Source organism: Paenibacillus sp. FSL K6-2859, assembly GCF_038008265.1.
GTDB lineage: Bacteria > Bacillota > Bacilli > Paenibacillales > Paenibacillaceae > Paenibacillus_AQ > Paenibacillus_AQ nitricinens.
Genome location: NZ_JBBOYU010000002.1, coordinates 263,750 through 290,120, shown reverse-complemented (window position 1 = coordinate 290,120; position 26,371 = coordinate 263,750). Strand labels below are relative to the sequence as shown.

The 26,371-nt window shown below is 40.4% G+C and carries 31 protein-coding genes, 4 pseudogenes and 1 riboswitch; of the genes and pseudogenes, 5 read left to right on the top strand and 30 right to left on the bottom strand.

The genetic code is table 11. The features are described 5' to 3' along the window. Positions 1-15: 15 nt before the first annotated feature. On the bottom strand, positions 16-429 hold the full coding sequence (locus MHB64_RS32090; RefSeq protein WP_143812090.1) for a hypothetical protein: 414 nt from the start codon (positions 427-429) through the stop codon (positions 16-18). On the opposite strand from MHB64_RS32090, the pseudogene MHB64_RS34000 reads away from it, so the two are divergent. Next, positions 423-1,663, top strand: a pseudogene (locus tag MHB64_RS34000) (ISL3 family transposase). The gene MHB64_RS32090 and the pseudogene MHB64_RS34000 overlap by 7 nt on opposite strands. Before the next feature lie 695 nt (positions 1,664-2,358). Here MHB64_RS34000 and MHB64_RS32070 read toward each other — a convergent pair. The 24 genes from MHB64_RS32070 to MHB64_RS31955 form a co-directional block, all read right to left on the bottom strand. Next, a complete protein-coding gene (locus MHB64_RS32070) occupies positions 2,359-2,799 on the bottom strand; it encodes a MarR family winged helix-turn-helix transcriptional regulator (RefSeq protein WP_341136363.1) in 441 nt (146 codons plus the stop codon). Between the two features lie 73 nt (positions 2,800-2,872). Further along, positions 2,873-3,145 carry a hypothetical protein gene (locus tag MHB64_RS32065; protein WP_341136362.1) on the bottom strand — a complete coding sequence of 91 codons (273 nt, stop codon included), beginning with the start codon at positions 3,143-3,145 and terminating at the stop codon, positions 2,873-2,875. Between the two features lie 21 nt (positions 3,146-3,166). Further along, on the bottom strand, positions 3,167-4,933 hold the full coding sequence (arsA, locus tag MHB64_RS32060; protein ID WP_341136361.1) for an arsenical pump-driving ATPase: 1,767 nt from the start codon (positions 4,931-4,933) through the stop codon (positions 3,167-3,169). Positions 4,934-4,959: 26 nt separating this feature from the next. After that, the gene (locus MHB64_RS32055) at positions 4,960-5,313 is read right to left on the bottom strand and encodes an arsenic metallochaperone ArsD family protein (RefSeq protein WP_341136360.1); all 354 of its coding nucleotides are present in this window, start codon (positions 5,311-5,313) and stop codon (positions 4,960-4,962) included. 57 nt (positions 5,314-5,370) lie between these two features. Beyond that, complete coding sequence (locus MHB64_RS32050) at positions 5,371-5,511, bottom strand: hypothetical protein (RefSeq protein WP_341136359.1); 141 nt, start codon at positions 5,509-5,511, stop codon at positions 5,371-5,373. Between the two features lie 246 nt (positions 5,512-5,757). Further along, positions 5,758-6,819: an FAD-dependent oxidoreductase gene (locus MHB64_RS32045; protein WP_341136358.1), complete on the bottom strand. Its 1,062-nt coding sequence runs from the start codon at positions 6,817-6,819 to the stop codon at positions 5,758-5,760. A gap of 35 nt (positions 6,820-6,854) precedes the next feature. Further along, entirely contained in the window at positions 6,855-7,289 is a 435-nt protein-coding gene (locus MHB64_RS32040) for a MarR family winged helix-turn-helix transcriptional regulator (protein ID WP_341136357.1), read from the bottom strand. A 30-nt stretch (positions 7,290-7,319) separates the two neighbouring features. Continuing rightward, complete coding sequence (locus MHB64_RS32035; protein ID WP_341136356.1) at positions 7,320-8,126, bottom strand: class I SAM-dependent methyltransferase; 807 nt, start codon at positions 8,124-8,126, stop codon at positions 7,320-7,322. A gap of 106 nt (positions 8,127-8,232) precedes the next feature. Continuing rightward, positions 8,233-8,667, bottom strand: a complete 435-nt coding sequence (locus MHB64_RS32030; RefSeq protein WP_341136355.1) for a protein-tyrosine phosphatase family protein — start codon at positions 8,665-8,667, stop codon at positions 8,233-8,235. Between the two features lie 20 nt (positions 8,668-8,687). Beyond that, on the bottom strand, positions 8,688-8,978 hold the full coding sequence (locus MHB64_RS32025; protein WP_341136354.1) for a HesB/IscA family protein: 291 nt from the start codon (positions 8,976-8,978) through the stop codon (positions 8,688-8,690). Positions 8,979-8,990: 12 nt separating this feature from the next. Next, positions 8,991-10,769 (bottom strand): arsenical pump-driving ATPase, encoded by a 1,779-nt coding sequence (arsA, locus tag MHB64_RS32020; RefSeq protein ID WP_341136353.1) that lies wholly within the window; start codon positions 10,767-10,769, stop codon positions 8,991-8,993. 17 nt (positions 10,770-10,786) lie between these two features. Beyond that, entirely contained in the window at positions 10,787-11,149 is a 363-nt protein-coding gene (gene arsD, locus MHB64_RS32015) for an arsenite efflux transporter metallochaperone ArsD (RefSeq protein WP_341136352.1), read from the bottom strand. 54 nt (positions 11,150-11,203) lie between these two features. Further along, positions 11,204-11,623, bottom strand: a complete 420-nt coding sequence (gene arsC / locus MHB64_RS32010; protein ID WP_341136351.1) for an arsenate reductase (thioredoxin) — start codon at positions 11,621-11,623, stop codon at positions 11,204-11,206. Positions 11,624-11,679: 56 nt separating this feature from the next. Beyond that, a complete protein-coding gene (arsB, locus tag MHB64_RS32005) occupies positions 11,680-12,738 on the bottom strand; it encodes an ACR3 family arsenite efflux transporter (RefSeq protein WP_341136350.1) in 1,059 nt (352 codons plus the stop codon). A gap of 55 nt (positions 12,739-12,793) precedes the next feature. Beyond that, positions 12,794-13,138, bottom strand: coding sequence for an ArsR/SmtB family transcription factor (locus MHB64_RS32000; RefSeq protein WP_341136349.1), 345 nt, complete (start codon positions 13,136-13,138; stop codon positions 12,794-12,796). Positions 13,139-13,239: 101 nt separating this feature from the next. Then, the gene (locus tag MHB64_RS31995; protein ID WP_445671651.1) at positions 13,240-13,563 is read right to left on the bottom strand and encodes an ArsR/SmtB family transcription factor; all 324 of its coding nucleotides are present in this window, start codon (positions 13,561-13,563) and stop codon (positions 13,240-13,242) included. 240 nt (positions 13,564-13,803) lie between these two features. Further along, positions 13,804-14,229: an arsenate reductase ArsC gene (locus MHB64_RS31990; protein ID WP_341136348.1), complete on the bottom strand. Its 426-nt coding sequence runs from the start codon at positions 14,227-14,229 to the stop codon at positions 13,804-13,806. 168 nt (positions 14,230-14,397) lie between these two features. Further along, complete coding sequence (locus MHB64_RS31985) at positions 14,398-14,700, bottom strand: response regulator transcription factor (RefSeq protein WP_341136372.1); 303 nt, start codon at positions 14,698-14,700, stop codon at positions 14,398-14,400. Between the two features lie 152 nt (positions 14,701-14,852). Next, a complete protein-coding gene (locus MHB64_RS31980; RefSeq protein ID WP_341136347.1) occupies positions 14,853-15,050 on the bottom strand; it encodes a DUF2933 domain-containing protein in 198 nt (65 codons plus the stop codon). A gap of 286 nt (positions 15,051-15,336) precedes the next feature. After that, entirely contained in the window at positions 15,337-15,555 is a 219-nt protein-coding gene (locus MHB64_RS31975; RefSeq protein ID WP_341136346.1) for an SHOCT domain-containing protein, read from the bottom strand. A 14-nt stretch (positions 15,556-15,569) separates the two neighbouring features. After that, entirely contained in the window at positions 15,570-16,904 is a 1,335-nt protein-coding gene (locus MHB64_RS31970) for a sensor histidine kinase (protein WP_341136345.1), read from the bottom strand. Positions 16,905-16,911: 7 nt separating this feature from the next. Beyond that, the gene (locus MHB64_RS31965; RefSeq protein WP_341136344.1) at positions 16,912-17,619 is read right to left on the bottom strand and encodes a response regulator transcription factor; all 708 of its coding nucleotides are present in this window, start codon (positions 17,617-17,619) and stop codon (positions 16,912-16,914) included. Positions 17,620-17,685: 66 nt separating this feature from the next. Beyond that, positions 17,686-17,949, bottom strand: coding sequence for an FAD/FMN-containing dehydrogenase (locus MHB64_RS31960; RefSeq protein ID WP_341136343.1), 264 nt, complete (start codon positions 17,947-17,949; stop codon positions 17,686-17,688). Positions 17,950-18,227: 278 nt separating this feature from the next. Next, entirely contained in the window at positions 18,228-18,698 is a 471-nt protein-coding gene (locus MHB64_RS31955; protein ID WP_341136342.1) for a cupin domain-containing protein, read from the bottom strand. 217 nt (positions 18,699-18,915) lie between these two features. On the opposite strand from MHB64_RS31955, the pseudogene MHB64_RS31950 reads away from it, so the two are divergent. Beyond that, a pseudogene (locus tag MHB64_RS31950) lies at positions 18,916-19,379 on the top strand (methyltransferase domain-containing protein); the annotation flags it as partial. Between the two features lie 485 nt (positions 19,380-19,864). Then, positions 19,865-20,428 (top strand): TVP38/TMEM64 family protein, encoded by a 564-nt coding sequence (locus MHB64_RS31945; RefSeq protein ID WP_341136341.1) that lies wholly within the window; start codon positions 19,865-19,867, stop codon positions 20,426-20,428. A 148-nt stretch (positions 20,429-20,576) separates the two neighbouring features. Here the strand turns inward: MHB64_RS31945 and MHB64_RS31940 are convergent, their stop codons facing one another. Next, complete coding sequence (locus MHB64_RS31940) at positions 20,577-21,047, bottom strand: C40 family peptidase (protein WP_341136371.1); 471 nt, start codon at positions 21,045-21,047, stop codon at positions 20,577-20,579. Between the two features lie 4 nt (positions 21,048-21,051). Beyond that, positions 21,052-21,185: riboswitch (cyclic di-AMP (ydaO/yuaA leader) on the bottom strand. A 473-nt stretch (positions 21,186-21,658) separates the two neighbouring features. Beyond that, positions 21,659-22,201, bottom strand: a pseudogene (locus MHB64_RS33995) (AAA family ATPase). 366 nt (positions 22,202-22,567) lie between these two features. On the opposite strand from MHB64_RS33995, the gene MHB64_RS31935 reads away from it, so the two are divergent. Beyond that, a complete protein-coding gene (locus tag MHB64_RS31935) occupies positions 22,568-23,824 on the top strand; it encodes a hypothetical protein (RefSeq protein ID WP_341136340.1) in 1,257 nt (418 codons plus the stop codon). Positions 23,825-24,857: 1,033 nt separating this feature from the next. Here MHB64_RS31935 and MHB64_RS31930 read toward each other — a convergent pair. Further along, positions 24,858-25,073, bottom strand: coding sequence for a hypothetical protein (locus MHB64_RS31930; RefSeq protein WP_341136339.1), 216 nt, complete (start codon positions 25,071-25,073; stop codon positions 24,858-24,860). Between MHB64_RS31930 and MHB64_RS33990 the strand changes: the two genes are divergently transcribed. Beyond that, positions 25,050-25,292, top strand: coding sequence for an IS3 family transposase (locus MHB64_RS33990; protein ID WP_445671650.1), 243 nt, complete (start codon positions 25,050-25,052; stop codon positions 25,290-25,292). The genes MHB64_RS31930 and MHB64_RS33990 overlap by 24 nt on opposite strands. 135 nt (positions 25,293-25,427) lie before the next feature. On the opposite strand, the gene MHB64_RS31925 is transcribed toward MHB64_RS33990, so the two are convergent. After that, on the bottom strand, positions 25,428-25,652 hold the full coding sequence (locus MHB64_RS31925; RefSeq protein ID WP_341136370.1) for a four-helix bundle copper-binding protein: 225 nt from the start codon (positions 25,650-25,652) through the stop codon (positions 25,428-25,430). A 260-nt stretch (positions 25,653-25,912) separates the two neighbouring features. Continuing rightward, positions 25,913-26,370: pseudogene (locus MHB64_RS33985) on the bottom strand (glutamate ligase domain-containing protein). Between the last annotated feature and the right edge of the window lies 1 nt (position 26,371).

Here is a 26,371-nt window from a genome sequence, read left to right as displayed (position 1 = left end):
GTTACTTCTACTCTTTTACACAAACTTCTTGACGCTACCAGTAAAGGATATTGTTATATTTATTTCTGGATTAACTAATGTCTTAGCCTCTATTACTGTTTTTTGTCCACCAAAAACGAAAGAAATTTCAGGCCTTTTTCCATCTGCTCCTGAAATATCTAAGCATTCGAAACCAATATCTCGTAAATCAGTATTGTAAACTCTATTAATAAAATCATTTAAAAATAAATTCACTTCACATTTTCTCTTTTCACATATTCCGGTTGTAACATAGCTACATATTTGAGTCATATATAGGCTCAAACCCAAAATTAGCGGTTGAAAATTGAGTGCGGAAAAAAAACGAGGATAGAAATGGAAAAACATCTGCAAATCCTGTATTGTTGTAAGTCCTACCAAACAACAAGAAAAGGAAATGACAGATGCCACTCCAGTATATTAACGAAATGCTCGGATTACCAGAGCTACAACTGCATAACGTTCTCTCCCACAATGCAACGGAAGTGCATTTGGAAGCCTCACCGGTGGCACACAAACAGCCCTGCCCAATCTGCCACTCCGAACAAGCGGTGAAGCGAGATGGCCGCAATAAGTCGCGCAAGATTCGTCATGTCAGCATCTTTGGTAAAAAGTGCTTTTTGCATATTCCCTCGCTGCGCTTAGCCTGCTCGCGGTGCAAGATTGGGTTTGTTTGGTCGTATGCATGGGTGGGTCCCAAGGAACAATACAGCCGTCTTTTTCCGCTCACAGACTGTAAACCAGGCACTGGGCTCCACGGCAGCGCATAGGCGAGAATGCAAGATCTACCTGCCAGCACGGTTCAGCGCATGCATCAAGAGGCCTTGCCCGCAGAGAATGAGCGTCTACTTGAGCAGGCTTGGCGTCAAGCCAAAGACACGCCAGAACTGGTGCTCGGCATCGACGACTTTGCGATCAAAAAAGGATACACCTACAATACTGGCATTCACGATCTTCGAGGCGAAACCATGCTAGACCTGCTGGCTGGGCGAAAGCTGGATGCGTTACGTGCGTATGCCCAGCAACATCCCGATTTTTTGAACCTAAATCCCAAGGCAGTTGTTATGGATCTGGCTCAAACGTATCACACTTGGCTCAGCGAATGTTTTCCGGGGGCGCTCCGAATTGCCGATCGGTTCCACGTTCACGGTTGCGTCATTGAAAGTGTCCAGGCGGTCCGGAAATCAGTTCAGTCTACCCTTTTCCCCCGGGCCAAAGTCATCTTGAAAAGTCATCATCGCCTGCTGAATCCGCCTGCAGATTCCTTACCCGAAAAGAGCAGAACTCAGTTAGATCAACTGCTGGCATTCTCGCCGCTGCTGCGTGAGGTATGGGAATGGAAAGAGGCGTTTCTCACTGGTATGATTATTCGCCAAATCACCATGTGGCCCAGCTTGGGTTTACTCGTTGGTGTCAGCAGGGGGAAGCCCTTGAGCACGAAGCGATGCAAAGCGCCTTGAAAACGATGCGAAATTGGGAAGAGGAAATTGTGAACTACCATAGCTGCCGCTGGACGAATGCGACGTTGGAAGGAAGACATAATCGCATCAAAGCATATCAGCGTCGACATTATTTCACGCGCAATCGTCGATGTTACAAAGCTGGTATTTTAATCGAATGCAATCGGCTACGCTTATTAGGATGAAAATATCAACCGCTAATTTTTAGGTTGAGCCTCTTAAGTAATCAAAAACTTTCATGCTTCACCTAATTGAAATTTATTTACAATATGCTGCGATTGTGTTTGGAAATGGTTTCAGGTGTTTGTGCAATTGCGTATAACGTCCTTTTTACGAACTTCGTAAAAAGTCTATCCTAAAGGTTATTCGTGAAATTGTTGAACAATCCTGCCTGTTAGTCCGGCCCAGAAATTCTTACTCCCTCTTACAGTAATATCATGCTTTTTTGACGTCTTTCCGGTGGTTTGGTTTTGAATATATTAATTATCGGTTAACGGTACATATTCTTGGCCTATTTCGGCATTCGGTACATATTCTTGTCATTAGCTTTTGACAAGAATATGTACCGTAAAAAAGAAAAACCCGCAATTTATGCGGGTTCTATGCGGAACACATTCTTGTCATCCGACAGCCATTTGTACAATGACACAAAGTTACCTACATAAATGTACCGTCCGATTTGTGGATGCTCCCCATTTCTCATTAACGATCTATGGTATTTGAACAAGTACTTCTAATTAGTGTTTACTCACTAATTAGAAGTACTTGTTTTTTTGACATTACAATTGTCAAAAGGTTATCATATCTTCGATATCTTCAGCTGCTATGTGATCGATCTCAATTGCAGGATCATCCGTCGTAAGATGCTTTAAGTCGTTCCTTATGGTGAACAACACACTTTTGACTTAGCCATAGATTCATTAAGTAACTGAATAGAACGAATCACGGTTTGGCGCTCAAACTCATTCATATGCGAAAATACTTCCGTTAAATATGAATTCATTTGTTGATCAATCGTTTCAGCAATAAACTTTCCTTCAACAGTTAGGGAAAGGACATAGATACGACGATCACTATGATCTGGTGTCTTTTGTACAAGTTTCATTTTAACTAAAGTTTGGATCTGGCGGCTAAATGTTGTAATATCTGTTCCAAGTGTATCGGCTACTTGTTGGATGTTAGGATTATGCTGTTTATCTATTTCATATAGGATGTGGCTCTGTATGGGAGAGATATCAATTCCACCAGCCGTACAGCATACTTTATTCAGTACTCCAAATCGCCGAGTCATAATCTGAAACATATCCCGCAAATTTTCCAAGTGACTTCCCTCCTGTCCTTTCCCTTAGTTATACTTTATTTATTTGCAATTTGCAAGTATCGCATAATGGAATTTAACAGCAGCTAGATCCTTCATTTACGATCACTAAATTTCCTTCATCTAAATCTAAAATAATGTTGTTTAATACTGAATCTGCCTCTGGCTCTATCACAACTTGTATATCATTAATGGTTTGAATATGATTCTCTATTTTCGCATCATCCAATGCAAGGTTTACATTTGGGCCACAGTATCCTGAACTTGTTTGGGATATACGAAGGATCTTTCCTTCATTATCTTTCATGATATTCTCAATGAATACCTTAGCACTATTCGTAATCTTCATAGCCTAATCCTCCATGTCATTTTAGTTTGTTGCTAATTGTTTGAGTGCTTTATAGCCAATAATCTCTTGATTATGCAATGGAATAACAACGAAATTTCCATCGGATGTGTCTTTCACACGCTGAATCCATGGTTGTTCTCCCAATGCTCTTGTGTGAAGAATTGGATCTTGGGTATGAGTCATGATCATACTCTGGTTCACAACCCACCACTTTGGTGTAATTCCAGCACGTTGTAGATCCGCAGACAGTCGTTCCGCCTCATAAACCGGTGTTGTTTCTGCAAGTGTTACAATAACAATACTTGTTTCTTGTTCATTCCGTAATCGGGGTAATAAGTTTTGAACAGATACAGGGACTTCACCTGAAGAATTTGCAATTTCTTTATGATAAGATTCCGTAGCATCGAGTAGCAGTAGTGTATGTCCTGATGGAGCTGTGTCTATCACGACAATCTCATTGTCCGCGCGCTCAACAATATTAGCAAAAGCACGAAATACAGCAATTTCTTCGGTACACGGAGAATTTAGCTCTTCTTCTGCGTAAGCAACACCTTGTTCATCCATAGTTTCACGTGCTCTGTTTAAGACTTCCTCTCTATATTTTTCAACTTCTTCTTTTTGATCGATTTTACTCATCGAGATGAGTGTCTTAATATCTTCATGCATGACATAATCAAGATGAGCAGCTGGATCCGTTGTTGTTAGATGAACCTTTTTGCCACGTTCTGCTAATCCAACAGCAATTGCACTCGCTACAGTTGTCTTGCCAACGCCCCCTTTGCCCATCGTGAAAACTACTCTTTGATTACGCTCTATAATATCATCAAGAATTGTAGTCAGATGAGGATAATTCATATCCTTTAATTCTGAATTTTGATCTGGGATGCTTTGCGTTTCGTCGAAAAGTTTGCGCACATTTTCTACACCTGTAATATTAAATGGCACCAGTGGGACAGCCCATGTAGCAAGTGTCTTTAATGCTTCAGGAATGCGATTTAGTGCTTCTTCTTGACGTGAAGCGAAAGCGGCTGCCGTAGCATCGGATAACATGGGATGATACAATAACCCGTTAATGATAAGCATTTGGTTACGAATCCCAGTGTCAGCTAACTCTTTTGAAGCACGTGCTGCTTCTTGTAGTGGCGCAGTATCTGCTCTAGTGACGAGCACTAACGACGTTTGCATAGGATCAGATAAAACCTTCACCGTTTGTTCGTATACGTCTTTCCGTTCGTTTAACCCAGCAAGTAATCCCATACTTGTGGTTCCTTCTGTACTATCCTCTAAGAACTCATTCCATGCATTGGGTAGTTGAAGCAATCTTAAAGTATGTCCAGTTGGTGCTGTATCAAAAACGATATGATCGAATTCAGCCTGGATTTTCTTATCCGTTAACAGTGTAGAAAACTCATTAAACGATGCGATTTCTACTGTACATGATCCGGAAAGTTGTTCCTCCATTTGTTGAATGACCACATCAGGAAGCTTCCCACGATAGGGACCAACTACGCTTTCTCTATATTCTTGAGCCGCTTGATCAGGATCCAAATTTGCAACATAAAGATTCTGTACTTCCGGTATTTCCTTGTAATGCATATCTAATTTCGTATTAAATACATCTTGTAAATTGGATGCGGGATCTGTGCTTACCAATAGAACTTTCTTTCCTTGATCTGCTAAAGATATAGCTGTTGCACATGCTGTTGAAGTTTTACCAACTCCACCTTTACCAGTGAAAAATAAATAAGGTGTAATATCAATTTTATTAACATCAAATAATGGAATCATCTGTAGTACCTCCTAAGTTGTTTTAATTATTTTCCTTTGATTTGAATATTGACCGTTTGTTTTTTTAATATCTCTTCGATGGAAATATTGAGCCAATTCGCAAGCTCTTCATTAGATGGAAAATCTTTAGTTTTTACGACTTCCCCATTAACTATTGTGATAGGTAAATTGTTCAAATCAGCATCCATTAGTGTCTTTACTTGTTCATTAGAATTAAATACTTCGGTATGGCTTAATAAACTATATCTGTTAATGTCATATCCTTTTACTAATAAATTATTTGCAGCTGCTGAGAAACGAATGGAATTCATTTTAGCTTTAGGATCTGTAACGTTGGTTGAACAACATCCCCCTGAATCAAACACATCAATTTTTTTCACGGTAGTAGTCTCCTTTTTCGATTCAAATTAAATGATTTAACGTTAAATCCTAAATAACTAATTCTCATCTGCAGGACAACAACCCTTATCTTCAGGTTCATTACAACATGTTTGGTCATTTTTGATATTTATATCATGTTTAGTCTTATCATTTTGACAACAAATTTCATCTGTAAACTTCATAGAATCATTATTCATTACCCCTCACCTCCTTACTTTGGTACGAAACATTATTTGCATTTTGCAATTATATAAAATAAAAAATATATATAATCATCCTACCCATTCACGGATATAACATATAATTGGGCGTTTGATTATCAACTGTTGTTTTCATTATATTATTTTTATTTGCAAAATGCAAATAAAAAACTCAATCAACTCCATTCATCCCAATATATCCATGTATTATTCAAAACCTACTGTATTTAATTAGTTCAGAAGTTATGGTTTTCGAAGGAACCGTGTAATATGTTGTACAACATATTTAGCATCTGCTCCTACACCTCGTATCGTAGCTGACGCAAATGACCGCTGATTCGCTAACCCTACATAATACAACCCCGGAACTTCTGTGCTCACACCGGCAACATGCTGTGGTCTGCCATCCATAGCAAGCGCACCAGTCTGATGAAGAAACGGAATATTAGGACGATAGCCCGTGGCAAATATCACGCTGTCTGCGGGTTCTCTATCTCCATTCGCCCAGATGACACCTTCAGGATAAAAACCAGAGAACATTTGTTTTTGATTCGGATTGCCGTTGTGTATTTTCTTACGGTATCCACCAAGGTCGAATACTGAAATGGGACTTGGAGGTTCCTTGCCGATTCGATAGAAAGGAAATGTGTCAACTCCAGTCATCTTCAACCAAAAATGAAGATCAAGTCCTAGAAATCGTTGATGAGTAAATTTGACTGGATGTTGAACAGCTAAAGATACGGTGGCATAATCGGCCAGTTCTACTGCGATTTGAACGCCCGAGTTTCCCCGTCCCACAACGATAACACGCTGCTCACGAAACGGTTCAGGTCGTTTATATTCGGAAGAATGAAGAAGGTTTCCTTGAAAAGATTCAGTTCCAGGAAGATTAGGAATATATGGACGATGAAAAGAACCCGATGCGCTAATAATCGATTTGCTTCTATATCTCTTGCCATTAAAAGTTATGATATCAAAGCCGCCATTGACAGCTTCGACTCGTTCCACTTTGCTATTTAACATTAATGGGAGTTTGAACTTCTCAGCGTATGCACGTAGATAGGAGATGACCTCATCACGTAACGGGTACTCGTTTGATTCTTTGGGGAATGCAAAACCTGGTAATGACGAATATCGGGCAGGAGAAAACAACTTAAGGCTATCATAATATTGTGGCCAAGCCCCCGCCGGCTGATCACCGGCTTCCAAGATCATGAAATCCAGTCCAGCCTTTTGCAAATGATAACCGGATGCGAGACCCGCCTGCCCACCACCAATGACAATGGTATCTACAACTTTGGACATTGTTGTTCATCCTTTCTTTTTAACCGAGAATGTAGTTAACAGCAGTTATTCTTATTTAACGCATAGATCAACAGTTCTAGGCTCTCTGTAACCTGTTCCCGTTTGTTCTCCGGTATATCATTCATAATTTTTCCAAAGTATGCATTAAGAACAGCACTAATTTGTTCATTTAAAACCTGTCCCTTGGTTGAAAGCATCAACTTCACATAACGCCTATTGTTCGGATCAATAATTCTTTCAACCCAATGATCTGCTACTAAGTTATTTACCGTTCTGCTCATGGTACTTTTATCCAGATTAAGTATATTAGCCAGATCTATGAGTGAGATTTCACCCGCAAGCCCAATTTCTATAATAGCATGGCATTGTCCGATCGTTGCTCCGCAACAAATAAGTTGTGTTTTCTCTAGAGCACCAATGTTTTTATCGAAAGCCCTCATTAAATTCCTAAGTAAATCTACATTTTCCATGGTTTCACCTCAATAATGAATAGAGAAATATTACGAACCTTTAACCCCTTTATACAGGCTATATCCTATCTTGCCATCTAGTACAGCTTTAAAAAAAATTTTCTCGTTCTCCATGACCTTAAATACACCTTTCATTCCATGCTTCTGCACAATCCGTTTCAAGGTTATCAGTCTTTCGGTTATTGTAAGCAGCTTCGAATGATGCTTAACATCTCGATCTTTTCGAACCTTCCAGAATTTTTCCGGTTGTGACCATTTTTCATACTCCGCAATAATGTTAACGACACCCGATTTTCTCAGCATTTCATACCATTGCTCAAATTCCAAAGGAGTCGTTCCGTACCTTTCGGCTAGTTCTTCCTTCTCATTTTCTGTCATTTTCTTTTTCCAGATGGATTCATGGATCACTATAGTACCACCAGGTTTCACAACGCGCACCATTTCATTCAGAACCTGTTCAGAATCATCCGGGATTCCAACCGCACATTCGTTAATTACAACATCAAAGGTATCATCATCAAAGGGTAAAGCCTGAGAATCTCCCTGACGGAAGGAGACACGGCCCGTCATACCGGCCAATCTAGCAGAATTCGAGGCGGACTCGATCATTTTTAGGGAGATGTCTAATCCAGTCACCTGAACCCCATAGTTCTCTGCATAAAATATTGCTTGAGTTCCTCTTCCACTGGATACATCCAAAACCCGCATCCCCTGTTTAAGCTCTGCAATCTCTGCAGTGCGTTTAGTTAAAGCAAAGCCTCCAGGATGCAGTGTTTCAATTCCACTAATTTCAATGGCATCCTCAATGGTTGGTTGATGTATTCCTTTTCTTTTCATCTTCATCCCTCCTGCTAAAATGTAACACACAACTGTTGTATTATACAACAGTTAAAATAAAAAAAAGACTATCTCCGTTTGGAAATAGCCTTTACATGGTAAAATTTTATGATTTCGGCGGGTAAAACCCTTTCAACACATCACGCATTTCTTGCTTGATATTGATGTCTGGACGTTTTTCTTTGGCCAAAGCTTCCGCTTCTTCTACGGTAGAAGCCCTTTCTAATTCAAGTAAAACTCCAGTGGCTACTGTTCCTGTGCGATTACGACCCCCTGCACAATGAAAATACACCGTTTTTCCACTGTTCACTGCGTCTGTAACTGCCTGAATAGCTGCTTTCACATAAGACCCTTGGCCTGCTTCATCCTCTACGATTGGGAAGTGATGACGGGTTACTTCGGCTGGAAAGCCTTCTGCCTCCGTTCCGTTATCTCTCAAATCAAACACATCTGTAATCTCATTCTCTTTAAGGGCTTCAAGCAAAGCATTCTCTCCACCAATATATACTTTATTCTCGATAAGTGCGTGGTAATTTGCCATAATAGCTCTCTCCTGTCGGCTTAACAGCAGTTGCTGCCGCCACTCATAGTTAATCCTGCGCCTTGCTCGTCCTCTACAAAATCAAGGATAAGTCCGCTGATTTGGTCAGTCACCCGGGAATCTGCCGCAATTTGAATATGATTTACTACACTCACCAAATCATTTTCTTGCGGTTTCTCAAGCGACAATTGGTAACTGGGTCCACAGCATCCTGCTCCGGAATATGCAAACCGCAAAGTAGAGACCCCTGCCTCCTTCATCATGTTCTCAATAAACTGCTTCGCTTCATCCGTAATCGTCATTATTCTCATCCACTCTCTTTCCTACCTCGAGATACTTTCTGTCAAGGCCTTCAATTGTTCATAGCCTGTAATTTCGTCCGGTTGCCAAGGAATGATTGCCGCATGACCATTAGAGATTTCTTTAACCTTACTAATCCATTGTAGCTCGGAATGAGCACGCCCATTTAGGACTTTGTCATTTGTTCCTGCAGCAGCAAAGCTTTGGTTGATGGCCCACCATTTTGTTGGAATGCCGGCACGCTCCAAATCACTTTCCAAACGAGAGGCTTCATAAAAAGGTGTTGCCTCCGCTAACGTGACGATTACGACACTGGTTTCCTTCGGATTACGAAGACGAGGGAGCAAATGTTGAACGGAATCTGGAATCCATCCAGAGGAACGGGCAATTTCTTTATGATACTCCTGAGTTGCATCAAGCAATAACAGGGTGTGTCCGGTCGGCGCCGTATCAATCACTACGATTTCCTCTTCTGAATGTTCAACTAAATCAGCAAAAGCCCTAAATACAGCGATTTCTTCTGTGCATGGCGATCTTAAATCCTCTTCTAGAAAAGCGAGTCCCTCTTCATCAAGCGATTCCGAATTTTGTTGAATGACTGCTGCCTGGTATCTCTCCAGTTCGATTTTGGGATCGACTCGACTGAGTGTGATGCGATCTGAATTCTCTCCAAACACATATTCTAGATGGGCGGCAGGATCAGTCGTACTGAGATGGACCCGGTGTCCACGTTCTGCAAGCCCTACAGCAATCGCAGAAGCTACCGTGGATTTCCCTACGCCTCCTTTACCCATTGTAAAGATCACTCGAATACCACTTTCCTCAAGATCATTAATCAAACCACCAAGATCCGGAATGGAACGGTCAATCTCCACAGCAGTTACTTTTTCGGTAGATGCCAACGGATCCGATTGGAAAAGATTACGTAAGCTTTCAAGTCCAGTCACGTTAAATGGAGCTAATGGAATAACATAATTCGGCAGTTCCTGGAGTTCAGCAGGCAATTGTTCCAAAGCCCGCTGCTGCCTGTTATAAAACCCTTTAGATACAGGGTCCTCTTCGCTGTGAGATAACAGCAAACCATTAATGACCAGCATTTGGTTCTTGATACCTGTTCCCCGAAGTTCTGACGATGCACGTGCTGCTTCCATTAGCGGAGATTGTTCCGGACGGGTAACCAGAATTAGCGTCGTCATTTCACCATCTGATAAGGTGCGGACGGCTTCGTTATATAGTGTTTTTTTGGATTCTAAACCAGCCAGAGGCCCCAGACAAGATGCACCATGCGTACTTTCATCCAGAAATCCACTCCACGCCGATGGCAATTGTAATAAACGCAGTGTATGACCTGTAGGTGCGGTATCAAACAGAATATGATCAAATTGAGACTTTAATTGTTCATTAGTAAGCAGCGTCGTAAATTCATCAAAAGCTGCAATTTCAACGGTACATGCACCGGATAGCTGTTCTTCCATGGTGCTAATAACTGAATCAGGTAGGACTCCACGATACGGGGCAACAACTTTCATTTTATACTCTTCCGCAGCGGACTCCGGATCTAAATTTGCGACAAAAAGATTGGGCACACCTTCAATTGCGACGGGTTGATTGGACAACTCCCGGCCGAAGACATCTTGCAAATTAGAGGCCGGATCGGTACTCACGAGCAGAATCCGTTTACCGGCATCCGCTAAGGCAACTGCTGCTGCACAAGCAGTTGAAGTCTTCCCAACGCCACCTTTACCTGTAAAGAAAAAATATGGCGTTTTCAGGATGGTATGTGGATCGAACCGAATAGACATGTTGACCCTTCTTTCGTTTATTGTGACTTCACTTTTAGTTCTAAACGCACTCTAGGCTTCATCGTAAGTTCAGAAGCCGGAATCCCTGTCCAGTTCTCTAACTCTTCATTAGTAGGATAACCTTGTTTCTTAACGACCTGACCATCTACCATAATTACAGGCAATACATCTGGGCCTTCATCAGTCAGTAATTGTTTAACAACTGCATTCGAAACAAAAGCAGCCGGCTCACTGGACAAGTTATAACGGGAAACATTGACGTCCCTTTTCTTCAGGTTATGCACCACTGCAGAGATCCGAATTAATTCCGGGTCAACACTCGGACCACATACTCCTGTGGAACAACACATCGCTGGATCATAGAATTCAATAGAGTTCATATATTTAATCTCCTTTCTGTAGAAAAAAGCCGGGATTTCTCCCGGCTGGATTCCTTATTCGCCGGTTTCAGCAAATTGTTTAATTCGTTCTCCGACCTGATCACGGACCTGCTGGAATACAGCCCATTTCTCTTCGTCAGTTCCTAGCGCTTTCGCAGGATCATCAAATCCCCAGTGTTCCCGTTTCACTTTTGGAGGTGTAATCGGGCACTTATCAGCAGCGTCTCCACACAAGGTAACCACCAGATCAGCGTTATTTAATAGCTCTGAATCAATAATATCAGATGTCTGAGACGTGATATCAATACCTACTTCATTCATAGCTTTCACTGCTTTAGGGTTAAGACCATGTGCTTCGATACCTGCACTGTAAATGTTCCACTCATCACTGAGGTACTTCTTTGCCCAGCCTTCAGCCATCTGGCTCCTGCAAGAGTTTCCAGTACACAAAAAGTAAATTGTTTTCTTTTCCATGATAGATAATCTCCTTTATATTGAAGGTAACAGTAACTATATTTTTGATGCTTTGTTTAGGCAGCAGGTGACGGTTTATTAAAGTACTTCTTTCCGAACCATAAAGAGACGTTTACAAGCCCGATAAGAACAGGCACCTCAACAAGCGGTCCGATAACAGCGGCAAATGCCGCCCCTGAATTTAATCCGAACACACCGATGGCCACTGCAATACCCAGTTCAAAATTGTTGCTGGCTGCAGTAAAAGAAAGTGAAGCTGCTACCGGATAAGAAGTTCCCGCTTTTTTGGACATCCAGAAGGACAAGAAAAACATAATGACAAAGTATATTAATAACGGTATAGCGATTCTAACGACATCCATAGGTAGCTGAATCATTAAATCTGCTTTAAGTGAAAACATCAACACGATTGTAAATAAAAGGGCAATCAAAGTAAGAGGACCAATCTTTGGCAAGAAAATCTTCTCAAACCAAGCCTCACCTTTTGTCTTCAGCGCAATCACTCGCGTCAAGATTCCAGCTGCAAATGGAATTCCCAAGTAAATCATTACGCTTTCCGCAATTTGCCCCATCGTAATGTCTACAACTGCTCCTTGTACGCCAAACCATCCAGGCATTACAGTGATGAACAGATATGCAAAGACGGAATAAAAAATAATTTGGAATATGGAGTTAAAAGCTACTAAACCTGCTGTATATTCCGGGTCGCCTTTTGCCAAATCACTCCATACGAGAACCATAGCGATACATCGAGCCAAACCTATCATGATCAAACCAATCATGTATTCCGGCATATCGCTAAGAAATAAGGTGGCTAACAGAAACATTAATACTGGACCGATAATCCAGTTCTGCACCAAGGAGAGCAGTAGGACTTTCCAATCCTTAAATACTCTTCCCAGTTTCTCAAACTTCACTTTAGCAAGCGGTGGATACATCATCAGAATCAATCCCACGGCTATAGGAATTGAAGTCGATCCGACCTGCATCTTCGATAAACCTTCCGAAAAGCTAGGTATCAAAAAGCCGATCAAAATCCCAATTCCCATTGCCGCAAAGATCCATAAGGTTAAATAACGATCCAAGAAAGACAACTTCTTTTCTCTTTGACTCATATTGTTCAATCTCCTTTGATAAGTTTTCCTTATCTCTTAGATCCTTGCTCGTATATTAATTACAAGAAATTCTAAGACCTTTCTTATCGAGCTCTGCCAATTCTTGGTCTTGTGAAGGAACGTAGAACATCAATTTCTGTATTAACTCATTATGTTTACTATTAGAATTGATCGAATAAAAAATCCATTGACCCTTCCGATTTTCCTTTACCAGACCTGCATCTTTTAGTTTGCGTAAATGCTGACTGACTGATGGCTGACTCGTTTTGAATATTTCGACAAGTTCGCATACACAGCATTCTTGCTTCTCCAACAATTTCATCATAGTAAGCCTCGTTTTATCCCCCAAAAGCTTTAAAACCAGTGATTCTTCTTCCAAATCATCTAGAGCAAAACTCATATTCCGTTCCTCCTTTTCCTTCATCATTATATAATCATATAATTATATAAGCAATAGGTAATACATAAATCAGACTCTGAGGTCAGACTTAAATCATTCGATTAATCACAATCAGCCTCAGTATAGTTCTCTTTTAACAAAGACAGCAACGTCTGAGTATCGGGTAAGGTATCTAGAACGGTTTGAATAAAGGGTTTATCATCCACATCAAGTGAATAGTATACCCATTGTCCACGTCTTCTTTCCTTAACCATTCCCAGCGTCTTTAATTTCCTTAAATGCTGGCTGACATTGGGCTGAGTCATATCTAAGATTCCCGCTAGATCACACACACACCATTCTTTATCTTTCAGTAGTCCCATTATTGTGAGTCTGGTTTTGTCACCTAATAATTTCAGTTTTTCAGCCATTTCCATATCGAACATATACACAGTCCCCTCAAGAATACGATCAAAATAATATATAATCATATATTATTGTTTGATTCCTTCAAAATCAAGAAAGGCTATTTCTGTAGATACATTAGCTTAATTCAAGAACATCTATATATTCTAATGATTTGTCTTGGATAATCGTTAGATAAACCTCTTCTTTTAAATAGTTCATCCCACATGCCCACAACTGAATATACGATGATACTACACCCGATATCGATACAAAGATTTTTACTCGTTAACTGGTATTTTCATTTCCTTCAATAGTGCAATAACTTTCTGTTGGATTTCGTCCCTTGCAGCTCTTACGTCTCCCAGAAGACCATCATGTGTTAACGGATCAGTAACATTCCATTGAACATTTTTGATGGCAAAGGGCACGATTGGACATTTTTCATTAACTTGTTCACATAACTTTATAATGACTTTCGATTGCATAAACGTTTTCATATCAATTGTTTTTGAGCTTTTGTTTGAAATATCAATTCCTATTTCCTTCATGACTTCAATGGTATAAGGATGGATATCTCCAGATTCATGCCCGGCACTTTCAGCGACCACATAATCACCACCATAATGTCTGGCAAAAGCCTCGGCTATTTGACTTCGGCAACGATTCTGGATACAGAGAAAATAAAGATGAATTGGTTGTTGCATTTTCTCAACCCCTTTCTATTTGTAAATCATTATATAATTAAATCATTATATTTAAATCGCACCTTATGTTATCGCAATGTAAAAGTTATTGTTTAAAGTCATATTTATTTTTTATTTGCACTTTGCAACTTTCGGGATTATAACTTATTTATAAGGTGAGAAGATGGATTATCGGCAGGTTGGCATTAAAGCATTCATTCGGGCTAACAATTCTTCCAAATCAAAAGGTTTGGTTAAAAAATCATCCGCACCGATCCGAAAACAACGAACTTTATTCTTGAGTTCTGTACACAATGAGAGCATAAGAATCGATATAGTGTCTGTTTCTCTAACTATTTGGCATACTTGGCATCCATCCATATCCGGTATTCTGGCATCCAATAGGATAATATCAAAGGGATGTTTTTTTTTATCATCGCCAGCGCTTCCTGACCCGTAGTTGCTTCTTTTATTGAAAAACCTTTTCCCAATAAGTAAAAGCGGATCGAATTTCTCGTAGCCCTGTATTATCTACAAATAACACTCGATGTTTAAACACTATTCTCACCTACCATACATTCTAGTTCCTGTACATTTTTATGCCTTTGTATTGAAAATATAATTTAGACACTAGGATAGTACACTTAGTTAATGGACATCTTTTCGATTTCTTTTTTCATTTGTTGGTTTTGCACTTTTAACTCATTATAGTCTTGATGAAGACTCCAATCTGATTGTGACTGATTAGAGCCTCCAACTTGACCATGCGTCCTCCGCATCCCAAACATCATAAATATCATCATTAACGGACAAATCAACAACAGTAATAAAGACCACTCCATCTGTATACCTCCTCTGTATGTTGCTTATGTTGATGTTTTTATTGTAGATGAGTTATGTGTGGTTATAATTCATGCTCCTTACATACACCACAATACGTTTCACCGCTGATCAAGTGAACATTTAAAGGCATCCGGTTTAGAATTGCTTGATGGATAAGTTTCTTTCTGAGCAAATATTTCTCGTCTCCCCAAAAGATGATCTTTTTAGAATTATAAACAAACCAGGAGGGGGATAAATCAAATGAGGTGGGCTCCTTGTTCTTTTGCCATATCTCCATTAATGTTATCAATCCCGCAAAATGCTCTTCATCCGGTAATAATCTTCCTCCGTGATTTCACCTCTTGCAAAGCGTTCATCCAAGATTCTCTCTGGAGTATTGTCAATAAATCGTGAATTCCCATTGCCCGTAACCCATTTTATCACCAAATAGATTACACCTACGATCAGTAAAAAATTGATGACTAATCCAAATGTTCCGAACCCAGAGCCATAACCCATCATCATTTCCTCTCATCCTTTCATCGAATTAATGGAAGACGAACATAAACAGCAGTTCCCTTTTTATTCTCACTTTCAACATGAATAGATCCGGCATGAGCATCCACTATGGCTTTAACAACCGCTAGTCCTATTCCGGCTCCGCCAGTCTTCCGATTCCTTGATTTCTCCCCGCGGTAAAAACGTTCAAAGATATAGGAAAGTTCATCTTCAGGTATACCCATTCCGGTATCGGATACGATGACTACGCCCTCTGCTTTCTCTTTTAACACTTCAATATGAATACTTCCAGAACTCGTATATTTGAATGCATTGCTTATCAGATTTACGAATACCTGAACGAGCCGCGAACGGTCCCCTGTGATCCAAACGTCATTTGTACTTATCAGGTCAGCTAAAAGTCCTTTATGCCTAAACTGGCTGGATACTGTATTTAACGACATCTCAACAATATCATTAAGAGATACGATCTCCGTCTTCAGCTGAACCATTGGATTCTCTACTGCAGCCAGATTTTCCAAATCACTGATGAGTCGAACCAGTCGCAGGACTTGATCATGACACACTTGAAGCTTATTCGGCGTCGGTTCCCATATGCCATCCTGAAAAGCTTCCAAATGGCTTTGTATAGTAGTTAAGGGCGTTCGCAGCTCATGCGCCATATCAGCAGTCAGTGATTTCCTTAACTGATCTTGCTTCTCCAACCCTTCAGCCAAATGATTGAGCGCACGCCCCACGTCATCAATCTCTGTATTTTGATTTATAACTTCAACCCGGGAAGTGAGATCTCCCTCCCTCATTCGCGAAGCGATATCTTTAATCTCTAAAAGAGGCTGGCTAATGCTTTTGGCCATATAGCGGCTAAACAGATACGTCCCGGCAATAACGAGAATCATCGCGGCCCATAACAATGTATTAAACATTCGCAGAAACTGCTGATTTTGGCTTTGCGATGTTTCGTTCACTGGTTGAAATTCCAATGTCCCGACCTGCTGATTGTCTTTTACGATTGCTTTTGTAATGGTGTCTTGCTTAGGCTGGGAATTCACTTTTCTTTGCATCCCCATTTGGCTAGTGTCCCAAATCAATTGGTGGTCTTTGTCATATACACGAACGATATATTCACTAACCATCGCCTGGTGCGAAATCATCATCCATACATTTGTATTCCATTGGCTGGTTGGCTCATTATAAGCTTCTTTTAGATTTTCCAGTAACGTTTGTATTTCCGCCCGCTCCTGGTTTTTCTGATATTGGTTGAACGAAACATTCATTACTATGTTGACAAGCAGGACAATAGACAGAAGCGCAGCAAGAGCCACACCGGCATGGGATATAAGAAGCTTTCTGCTCAATCCGCCTCTATTTCTCATCCGGACTCACCAAGAATTTATATCCCACTCCAAATACTGTACCGATAAAAACAGGGTGTTTAGGGTCATCGCCAATTTTTTGTCTAATATTCTTGATATGAACATCGATGGTTCGCTCGAATCCTTCAAAGGTATCACCCTGGGTAAGGTTAACCAGTTCAAGGCGTGAGAACACTCTCTTCGGATGCTTTGCTAAAATTTCCAGCAGCTTAAACTCCATATGGGTAAGGGATACGGGCTCCTCGTGAATTCTCACCTCATAACGTTCCAAATCCATTGTTAAACAGCCGTGCGCATATGACAGCAGTGACATATTCCCTTGTTCCCGCTGATTGGTTCTTCTTAAAAGACTAATCACCCGGGCGAGCAGCTCTCTTGGGCTGAATGGTTTGGTAATATAATCATCGGCTCCAATCATGAGCCCATTCACCATATCGTCCTCACTGCTCTTTGCAGTCAGCATTAGTATCGGAACGTTCGATGATTTACGTACCATTCTGCATACTTCCTCTCCGGTCATATCCGGAAGCATCAAATCCAGCACGATCAGATCAGGCTGTAAGGTTTCAAAAAGATGAATCGCGCCTCTTCCTGTATCGGCTTTGTACACAATATAATTATTCTTTTCCAAATAAGCCTTAATGACCTGCAGGATATTTTCTTCATCATCCACCACTAAAATTTTCACGAACTTCATCACCTGCTTTGTTGTTAAAATGAGACAGACCTCATTTCTATGAGGTCTTATCTTATCATGATCGGATTAGAAGTTCATCATACCCCTGCTATATTGAGAATTTTGCATCATTCCTGACATTCCCGTACCGTTTGAAGTGCTGCAATTGTCTTGCATTTGCTTGATTTGGTCCTCTGACAGGTTTGGGTGCATTTGTTTGGCAAAGGGTAGCATTTTTTCGAAAAAACTGCTGCCGTTAGTATTATTGTTTGCTGTTGCAGCGTAAGCGCCAGCGGTTCCAATCCCCATAACAAGTACCAATGCTGATAATCCAATCCAAAGTTTCTTCATTTGTATCTCCTCCTTATAGTTACACTATATAAGAGAGTTATGAAGAACAAATTTGCAGCTTATGAAGAAGTTATGAAGATAGCAAAAGGATATGAACACGAGAAAGAAGCCTTTTACTCAACTTTATCCGGTGAAAGGCTCATTTAACTAAGGAGGGGACTAATGTTGGCGCATTGCGTACATGTTTGACATTATGTTTCTTCAATCAGTTGTTCTATTCGATAATTGTCTGCTGAATGAAACTGAAGTTATAAATACTAAATTTAAAGCGTCGTCTATCAATGTGATACCATTGCCTCCGCCTTTGTAACATGTATGGTTCCGGTCGGATGCTCTGGTGGCGCGTAAATAACATAAACTTTTAATGGTATATTTCCAGTGTTCGTTAAGTTATGCCATTTGCCTGCAGGGATCAATATGGCATAGTTATCGTAGACCATTGTCTCAAAATCCAGCTTATTTTTCGAGTCACCCATTTGAACGAGACCCTGGCCCTCTTCAATTCGGATAAATTGGTCTGTATGAGGGTGTACTTCTAAATCAATGTCATCTCCAACCGGAATGCTCATAACTGTAACTTGAAAATATTCTCCCGACCATAATGCAGTTCGAAAGGTATTATTCAGTTTCGTTACTTGCTCAATGTTGATGACGAACGGTTTCTTTCCGTAATCCATAATCTCAGTTCCATTCCAGGAGCTAGAACGCTCAGAACCATGATAAGGGGAATACACTACAGGGTTACCCATTATTAGAACAGGATAGCTCTACCATTGCTGCCAAGGATAATAAACATAATCAGGAGTAAAGTAACTTTGATGCCATGGAAACATCTATTTCATTCCCTCCACGCTAAAGTACTTCAACATATGCCTAGATTGGAGGGAGCGTGCTTTGTTATATAGAAATTCGTCAGCGCTTTATTCAGAACGTTATGAATCTGTGATGTACGTATATATTGATGCCATATCTGCTAAGTTGGGTTATTCCAGCGAGGATCTGGCTGCAGCTCCTGAAGGGGAAAATTTAAGCCTCGGATGCGGCTATTCCCAGGCCATTGCTGAATTGCAGGCTGGTAAACATGTTCTAGACCTCGGGAGCGGCGGCGGACTCGATTGCTTCCTCGCCTCACGTCAGGTAGGTGATCAGGGCCATGTAATCGGTGTGGACATGACGCTAGAGATGATCAGCCGCGCAAGGTATAACGCCAATAAAGGGAAATTCAATAACACGGAATTTAGATTGGGTGAAATTGAACATCTTCCCCTCGCCGACAATTCTGTAAATGTGATTATCTCTAATTGTGTGATTAACCTCTCACTGGATAAACAGCAAGTATTCCATGAAGCCGTGTTCTTCAGCCTGGCGCTCGTCTGGCCATCTCTGATATCGTAACTACAGCGGAACTCCCCCCTGAGATCGAGTTTAATAATGTCCCAAACATATCAATCAGTACACTCCTTTCGGATCCAAAGTTCAGATAAGGAGATTAGTAACTACTGCTGGAAGCTTACTTGTAAAAGCCTCTATTAGCTTACTACAGCCAACATACAGCGCGGGGCATATTCTCTCAAGATAAGGAATAGACCGGCCTTTAAAGCTATTTTAGCGCACTTTAAGAACTTTAGTACAAGACCCAGTAGTCCTTTGAAAAGGATAATTATGAATTACTTATCGTTTAAAGCTACTTGTTTACCATTAAGAATGATTGTAGAAGTTGAAAGCAATACTCCACAATCAACTAGTGACGGAGATGTCGACGCATTTCTATAATAAAGATTAATATTAGATCCAATGAAAAGAGAACTATAGGTGACTAGTTGAAATCACGCATAGTTCTTTTTTTATTTTATTGCTTAGATTTTACCTGTTATAATGAGATGAGCATTACCCTTTAGTAAAGGAATTGATTTGAATGGCCTCGTATATTGTTGAGTTTTTAAGGGAGAGTGGCTTTTTCGCTATTGTCATAAGCTTGTCTCTAAATATTTTGATTAGCATTTTCGCTTTTATACCCAGCGTATTTCTCACAGGGGCAAACATCACTTTTTTTGGATTTTATAATGGATTGATTATTTCCTTCTTAGGAGAAGTACTTGGGGCCATCATCAGTTTTATACTATATCGTAAGGGATTCTTATATCTGACAAAGGCAGCAAACAAAGAAAATAAATATCTGAAGCGGCTTCAAAAAACATCAGGTTATGAGGCTTTCTTTCTCATCATCGCTCTAAGGATATTGCCCTTTATCCCTTCCGGTTTAATAAATATCGCCAGTGCTTTAAGTCGTGTTAGTTGGGTAACATTTGGATTAGCAAGTATGATCGGAAAATTACCAGCACTCATCATTGAGGCTTATTCTGTTCAACAACTACTAATTCTCAGCACTGAATATATTGGCGTAGGTTTAGTTGCAGTAAGTATCCTGGGCTTGCTGATGGTTTGGTCGATACGTAAAAAACTTTCTGCAAAACAGTGAGTGTATAGAGTCTATTTAAGAAAGTTACTTTTTCAAACGGATAACTGCCCGTAAGCAAATTTATTTTCGTTTAATCCTAAAATTAACCAGAAAAAAAGATCGCCCCCGTAGATTGGAGACGATCTTTTTTAATTCAGTTACTCTGAGATCAGCGACTCACCATTTTGGAATAGTTTGTTTCACTGACAACTCGGCGAGCAGTTACATATCGCTCCTGATAATACGTTTCCGACAAACTGCTGATTCTTACTCCCTTGCTGCTGGAAGAGTGTGAAAACTTATTGTCACCCACATAGATGCCTGCATGAGAAATTCCATTACCAAAGGTGTTAAAGAATACAAGATCCCCTTCGCGCAAATCCTCTTTTGCTACCGGTATACCTGTTCTAGCTTGCGATTGTGAAGTGCGTGGAAGATCATCCACGTTGAACTTCTTCAATACATAAAGTATAAAACCTGAACAGTCAAAACCTGATGTCGTAGTTCCTCCATAAAGATAAGGTGTTCCTACAACCTGATTTACTACGCTGTCCAATTTCACCTCGCTAGCATATGTACCTGTTGCTGCTGAAGCAAATATGAATGTGGCTCCCAACATGGAAATGATGACTTTCTTCAGAAACTTGTTCTCCCTTCAATGCCTACGGAGTTAGCTAAGGATTCGGTTAAAGGTTCCCTATATTCCCTTTCATTCAAGAATAATTCACCCAAAAATGGTTCCCCCGTTTTCAACGTTGAAATTCGGCAACTTATTAATATTTTGTAACTATTATTACTGTAGTCTATAGTCTAATAGTCTGTCAATGATTCTTAAAATTTTATCTTTCCACATATTTTCCACACAATTAACACATCATTTCTCTATAATTCTGTAGTAATCTTAAGGATTTCACCTAAAAAATTAGTGGTATAAAAATTACATTTTTGTATTAAGTCCATCCTAATTATTGTGAAAAGTTGAAGAGCGGTTAGCAAACCGGAATAAGTTTGCTAACCGCTCATTTATACTTTACTGTTCGCATTTAAATTATTATACTAAAGATTGATCTATCGCTTCCTCTGTTAACACCTCAGCTCCCATCATCATTTGATAATGCCCATGGTGATTATTAATATTCTCTCAAATACGCACAGATACTTATTCGTTGTATCCAATTGGATGTTCGAGATACATGTCATCACCAGCAAAGTAGGAACCATCATTGGCCCAAGAAAATAAGGCCCTGCAGATCACCCTTTCCTCTTCTCCAAATTTATCAAGAATATCATCGTTACTGTAATTCCCGAATATTTTGAATAATTCTCTATGATTCTCCGGATCAAATTTTGTACAGTCATTGAGGAACTATTTCGAGCATATTTTAATTCTTGCCACATGAGCTCATATGAAGTTTTAATAGGATTACTTTCGTGAGGTTCAACCTCTGTGACATCATCCACTTTTCTTATAGTCCAGAATGTTTCGTCTGCTCTACGTTTGCCCTGCGACCTATTGACTCATAATGTGTATTTCCATAAGGAAATTACCTATCTAATAAAGAATACGTTACTATTACTATTTAAGCTTGAGATCGGATCATCAATGACCACCACTTTATTTTCCGATATCAAATCCCTATTATTACTGCCGTTTAATAAATGCATAAAGTAAAGGAAAGTGACAAAGGTTTTTTCCCCTTCACTCAAAGTTTGATTTACATCTTGTTCATTGGACCGAATTAAACGGTAATTCCCACGATTCTGTGTATGCGCGAATTTAAAGTTACTGGGTATATATTCGTGGACGCTCCAACCGATGTGGATGATAATGAGTGCTGATTATGAACATTCGGATTAGTCAAGCACTTAGCTTGTTCCAGGATATCAAACCCTTATTGCTGGCATACCAACCGAAATAACCCAAACTCGTTTAAATGATGACGAGGAGAAGCAAGCCAATCGTGCTGCGAATTGCTTTCAACCTTTTTCACTTCCTTTAATATGAAGTGTGTTTGTATTCGTTGATGTATCTCAAGAATACCAACCTACTTTGAGGGATATGATGGGAAGATCATGTTTATACCGAACAAATCGCACAGCATCTCTTATAAATCGACATTATAATCCAGAGTATGATTTAAATATGGAGGCGTCTGCGACATGAACCGAGACATTGAACAGTATATTTTGGAGTATAAATCTGATCCGGAATCGGTATACCACACCTGGTTTTTAAACAATAGCGAAAGGCTAAAGGCCTTTCGGACCATAAAAATGGGTGTAAATGATGTCATAAAAGCTATAGAGGCGCGGTCTTTTGGAAATGACTTCAAGGGGTCTCCCTTAGAAGATGTGCTTGCTGCGATTTGTGAACAAAAGCAGGTTTTTGAGGGTGCTGCACATGCCTTTTACTGGAAGCCCAAACTGCGTATTCCCGACATTTACGAAGATGAGGAGAACCAATTGGCTTTTGGGCGATTCTTAAGAGCCGTTTTACAAGCCTCTGAAGAAAAGCAGGTTCTGACTGAGATTGTGAAACTGGACTATCATCAAATTAAAGGCCTCGGACCTGCAGTAGCCAATATTTTGTATTTTCTTCATCCTACACTCTTTCCCCCGTTTAACACAGCGATCTTGAATGGGTTTAACGCGCTGTTGGGACGCAAGATGAAGCTGGGCTCCTGGCCGGCTTACCTAGAGATACGCGAGAACCTGCTGGATATCAACAAGGCACACCGATCATCTTTATCTAAGGACCTTGGCGCTATTTCCGGCTTGCTGTTTGAAATTGGCTCCGGACGCCTGATTGTTAGCGGAAATGCCGAAGCGTTTCTTCAAGAGGAGGATAAAAAGAAGGAGAAGGGGAGACATAAACGGCATTTAGAGGTGCTGTCCGATTATATCGAAGAAAGTGAACATACGGAAATGCAGCTTTATTTGGCGAGACTCGGTCAGACCTTTGGATATAAAGTCTGGATAGCCCAAAATGATCATCAGCGACAGTGGCACGAAGACACTTTGGGCCGGTATTCCCTTCCCGCTTTTCCTGAACTGGATCTCCCTAAGTCCATTTCAGATACAATCGTTTTTATCGATGTTCTTTGGTTAAATGAACGAAATGAGATAGTATCCGGATTTGAAGTCGAGAAAAGTACTTCCATCTACTCCGGTATTCTCAGACTGCACGACTTATCGTTATCTGTAGGGAATGCCTCATCCAAGCTGTATCTCATTTGCCCGGATAAACGGGAGAAGGAAGTACGGGCACAGTTGCTTCGCCCCTCCTTGCAACGTAATCAGTGTGGCCCGATCTCATATATTCGATTTTCTGATTTAAGGAATGAATGCAATGCAATATGTAAATACGGGAAATCGATTGAAGCACTTGATCCAATCTCTAACGTATGTATTTGCTAGATGAAAAAGGAACTGATCCTGGTCAGTTCCCTTTTCATTCAAAATTTTCTTTATGAGGTTTAACGCAAGCTAGAAAGCTCATTTTTTAAATTGTTCATTAAGGACTTTTGCCTCAAAATAGTCTGGGATGAATTGTCCAATCAGTCTCCAATTGGTTAGAGACCACCTTACGGGTAGTCTTCTCTCCAAATATTACTGAACCTACGCAGTATCACCCGAGTCCAAGACCATGTCATTGCTTTATTCCTCCTTTAAAAATCTGTAATTGGTGTAATCTTTGATTGAGTTTATTTTAAAAGATCAATATTTACTATCCATGTTCTTTTTTTGAGAATTGTGTGTGATATAACTCATATGGTATAAAAAACGCTAAGTGTGAGCTTTGAAATGCACCCCTTAGAATAGACATTGGAAAAACCCCTGGGTAAATTCCGATGTAATTCTAGGGGGCGCATTCTTTATGCCAGCAATGAAAGGTCAGAAGTTTAAACATTATCCTGAGTCACTAAAGGCAGAGGGCGTTCGGCTCTTTATCGAAGATGGATGATGCTATCGCAAGATTACAGAACACTTAGAGATACATGATAAGAATAGGGCTAGAGTCTGGGTGAGGAAGTATCGGGTCAAAGGACTGAGACTGCGCAAGAACGAGAACTGCGTTGTTTGCAATTGGAGGTAGATGTCCTAAAAAAGTGGTTACAAATCTTGAATCGGGAGGGTTGAAAGAGAGATATGTCGTTATCGAAGAGCTTAAGCATAAGCAAACCATAAGGGACCTCAGTAGATATCTGAGGGGCAGCAGAAGTGGTTACTATGCTTATCTGAAGCGCAAGGATATGGATACTGACGAGGATTTAAAGTGTAAGATCTAAGCCATTTATAAGCAACGTAACAGGACCGTAGGGTACCGCCGTATACAGGTTGAGTTGTACCGTCAATATCGTCTTGTTGTGAATCACAAAAAGGTTTTGCGACTCATGCAGAACCTCGGTATTAAAGCGATTATACGCCGTAAATACGTTCATAGAACAAGCTATGAGGCGGCAGTCTCGGATGGAAAGATCGCTGGAATAACGAGATTGTCGGGTTCCATATCAGCAGACGTAATGACAATCCCACTTGTATTAGAAACATTTAAAAGGCCTTTGAAACGCATAAAGACGTGACTGGACTGATCGTTCACAGCGATCAGGGATACCAGTACACGTCCCATACATACCACGACATGCTGCCACAGATTGGAGCCCAAATCAGCATATCACGCCGAGTCAATTGTTATGAAAACGCCTCAATCGAGAGCATCTTCTCTCATCAGAAAGTCGAAGCAATCTATCCATATGATATACGAAGTATCGATGAGGCACAAAGAAGAATTGAGGAATATATACATTTTTATAACGAAGACAGAGCGCAACGAAAACTAAACAAGTTGACTCCTGTTGAGTACAGGAGTCAGCTTTTACCCTAGGTCTTTTTTGAATGTCTACTAAATGGGGTCTTGACTACTTAATGGATAAGCATCCTTCTTGGCGATGTTAAGATTCTCATGAAAACCCAAGGCTCATTCTCCACTGGGTCATCATTGGTAACGGAAGTCTGCGTTTTAAGACGCCATAGCTCTGCATGCTTCCGCACATCTGAAGCATGCTTCGGCGCATTGTTGACAGTGATGCGATTCGTACTTCTTACATTCATTTCCACAGGATTCACATACCGCTGCACAGAGGGTACAAAGTTCTCTGGCATAAGAACTGTTAATTGACAGGGCGCTGGCTGTATAAGTGCAAAGTTTTGCACATTCACAGTCCAGCCGAATACACTCCTTCATTATCTCCGCATGTCCTTCCTCCAGACAGGAAGTATAACAGTGGTTGCAAGCAACCATGCAACGAAGACATTCTTCAATACAATGCCTAAACTGCTCGTGTGACATTGGTAATCATCTCCTCTTAAATTGTGAAATGCACTGTTTAACATGCCTTTATGGGCTTTCATTTATCCATATCAAGTGAAAAACATCCACCTCTCTAGATTTATTTATTTAGATAAAAACAAAAAGCAGTTTGCATGGGCAAACTACTTCTTATCCTAGTTATAAATTTTAAGCAGGTATTCTAAAGTTGCTCGATCGGAAGGACACGGTAATTCAAATGGAATTTCATACGTTTCATTTCCTTTGCCGGTTATCGTGATAGCGTCTCCTGACTGTATTTGATTCCATGCGTATTCAATTGCTTTCGTTCGATCTTCCATAAAGACAATATGGTTTGCGTGAAGCTCGGCCATCTTTCTCAGTTCCTCTGTAATCTGGGTTTGATCCGCACCTTTTAAATCATCTCGCGTTAAAATGATAAGATCGCTAACCCCCTTGGATATATCTAACATGGGTCCCCTCTTTGTTGGATCGCCATTACCCCTAAAACCCGGCCAACTGTACGGGCTCGTACCGTCGCTAGAAACTGGCAAAACCCGTCCGGTGTATGCGCATAGTCGATGATACATTCTCCCCCTTCAGGATGTCTGTAGAGCTCAAATCGGTCAGGCACG